The organism is Candidatus Bandiella numerosa, from assembly GCF_021811875.1.
In the GTDB taxonomy this organism is placed as follows: Bacteria; Pseudomonadota; Alphaproteobacteria; order Rickettsiales; family Midichloriaceae; genus Aquirickettsia; species Aquirickettsia numerosa_A.
Window position 1 is genome coordinate 1 of sequence record NZ_JAJBJD010000154.1, and the last position, 2,602, is coordinate 2,602.

Annotated in this window: 2 protein-coding genes; both read left to right on the forward strand. The window is 34.6% G+C overall.

Going from position 1 to position 2,602, the window contains the following annotated elements; all coding sequences use genetic code 11:
* Nucleotides 1–228: 228 nt before the first annotated feature.
* Nucleotides 229–1,389, forward strand: a complete 1,161-nt coding sequence (gene sucC, locus L8D11_RS04865; RefSeq protein WP_236870546.1) for an ADP-forming succinate--CoA ligase subunit beta — start codon at nucleotides 229–231, stop codon at nucleotides 1,387–1,389.
* A gap of 14 nt (nucleotides 1,390–1,403) precedes the next feature.
* Nucleotides 1,404–2,273 carry a succinate--CoA ligase subunit alpha gene (gene sucD / locus L8D11_RS04870; RefSeq protein WP_236870547.1) on the forward strand — a complete coding sequence of 290 codons (870 nt, stop codon included), beginning with the start codon at nucleotides 1,404–1,406 and terminating at the stop codon, nucleotides 2,271–2,273.
* Nucleotides 2,274–2,602 lie beyond the last annotated feature (329 nt).

The following is a 2,602-nucleotide window of genomic DNA, read 5'->3' on the forward strand; positions in this document are numbered from 1 at the left end:
CTTACTCTTCTCTATACGTTCTTCTGCTTCTCTTACTAAAAATGACATTTTGCCTCCTCTTTCGTATGTACTTATCTTTTCATTCTATCATATATGTTTCTTTCTGCCTATTATGCAATGGTCTTATTTTATCATTTTTAACAATGCCTAAAAAAAGCTATAACATTTAGTTTACAACTAGCAACTAATTAACTAATATCAAAACTAAATTATTGTAATTGTTAAGCTATGAATATTCACGAGTACCAGGCAAAAGAGATTTTGAGAAAATATGGTCTTGAATTACCTGAAGGTATATTAGCGTTAAATGCCAGTGAAGCTGTTGAAGCTGCATCAAAAATTAAATCTAATGTTTGGGTATTAAAAGCTCAAGTACATGCAGGCGGCAGAGGTAAGGCTGGTGGAGTTAAGCTTGCCAAGACACTTGATGAGGTAAGGGATATAGCTTCTAAAATGATAGGGATGAAGCTAGTTACGCCCCAAACAGGAGTTGAAGGAAAAATAGTAAATAAGATTTGTGTTGAAGCTGGAAGTGATATAAAAAAAGAGTATTACATTTCTGTTGTTTTGGATAGAAACCATAATTGCATTACAATTGCAGCTTCAACTGAAGGTGGGATGGATATTGAAGAAGTTGCTAAAAAAAGTCCTGAGAAAATCATAGCGGTACACGTTGATTACACAATTGGTTTGCAAAATTTTCACATAGCTAAGTTAGGCTTTGGAATGGGACTTAATAAAATTCAGTTAAAGAATTTTTCTAAAGTTGTTAGGGCTTTATACCAATCATTCGTTGATACAGATGCCAGTCAAATAGAAATAAATCCTTTGATTGAAACTAGTGATTTTAAATTCATTCCTCTGGATGCAAAATTTAATTTTGATGATAATGCGCTTTATAGGCATCCAGAAATTGAAAAAATGCGAGACATTACTGAAGAGGATCCACAAGAAGTTGAAGCTAAGAAATTTGATCTTAGTTATGTAAAAATGGATGGTTCGATTGGATGTATGGTAAATGGCGCAGGTCTTGCAATGGCGACTATGGATATAATTAAACTTCATGGAAAAAAGCCAGCAAATTTTCTTGACGTAGGTGGTGGAGCTACTACAGAAAAAGTTACAGAAGCTTTCAAGATTATTTTATCTGATCATAATGTAAAGGGAATATTGGTTAATATTTTTGGTGGCATTATGAAATGCGACATTATTGCAAATGGAATTATTACTGCTGCAAAAGAAGTAAAAATAAGTGTTCCAATCGTTGTGAGGCTTGAAGGAACAAATTCTGAACTTGGTAAAAAAATATTAAAAGAATCAGGGCTAAAGCTTGAGGCAGCAAACGACTTAGAAGATGCAGCTAAAAAAATTGTTAAAGCAGTAAGTTAAAAAAAGGAGTAAATATGTCAATTTTGGTAAATTCGCAAACAAAAGTTATCTGTCAAGGTTTTACAGGTGCCCAAGGTACTTTTCATTCTGAGCAAGCTATTGAATATGGTACAAAAATGGTTGGAGGAGTGACTCCAGGTAAAGGAGGCACTACACATTTAGGGCTTCCAGTTTTTAACACTGTTGAAGAAGCAGCGCATAAAACAAATGCAAATGCATCAGTAATATATGTACCACCACCCTTTGCCGCAGACTCAATCCTAGAAGCAATTGATGCAAAAATAGAGCTTGTAGTATGTATTACAGAGGGTATTCCGGTGCTTGATATGTTGAGGGTGAAAAAAGCCCTAACTAATTCTAAGACCAGGCTTATTGGACCTAATTGCCCTGGAATTATCACTCCTGGTGAATGCAAAATTGGAATTATGCCTGGCTATATTCACAAAAAAGGCAATATTGGAATTATTTCTAAATCCGGAACGTTAACTTATGAAGCGGTTCATCAGACTTCTAATCTTGGTCTTGGCCAATCTACGTGCATAGGAATAGGTGGAGACCCTATCAATGGCACTAGTTTTATAGACGCATTAGAGATGTTTCTTCGTGATAATGAGACTTCCGCAATAATAGTTATTGGAGAGATTGGTGGCACGGCTGAAATAGAAGCAGCACAATTTATTAGAAATCATAAAATTAAAAAACCAACTGTTGGATTTATCGCAGGTAAAACTGCCCCTCCTGGCAAAAGAATGGGGCATGCAGGTGCTATAATTTCTGGAGGTGACGATACAGCTGAAGCAAAAATTGAGGCTATGAAAAGTGCTGGAATAACCGTTTCAATGTCTCCAGCAGATATTGGCAAGACTATGTACGAGCTTATTTAAAAAAGGAGGTCTCCAATACCTATATCCATGATATTAATATATAGGTACTTTAATGAATATTAATTAAATTTGGTATAAATCACAATCATATAGCCCTTTATATTTATATTTTTTTGAATATGTCATCCCGCATTTTAACGTTACTTTACTGGAGGCAACATTGTCTATATGGCAGCACGCTATTAAGCGTTTTAACTTTATTTCGGCACCGTCAAGTTAAAATGAGAATAGAATTATGCGATTGAATAAAAAAAAGAAAAAATATAGAATCAAAAAAAACAAATATAAGAAAAGATGAAGGGGACACCGAGTAGACATAGATATCCAAT

What these genes read in the sequence shown, in the direction of transcription:
- sucC (WP_236870546.1), top strand. Translation starts at nt 229, where the DNA reads ATGAATATTCACGAGTACCAGGCAAAAGAGATTTTGAGAAAATATGGT.
- sucD (WP_236870547.1), top strand. Translation starts at nt 1,404, where the DNA reads ATGTCAATTTTGGTAAATTCGCAAACAAAAGTTATCTGTCAAGGTTTT.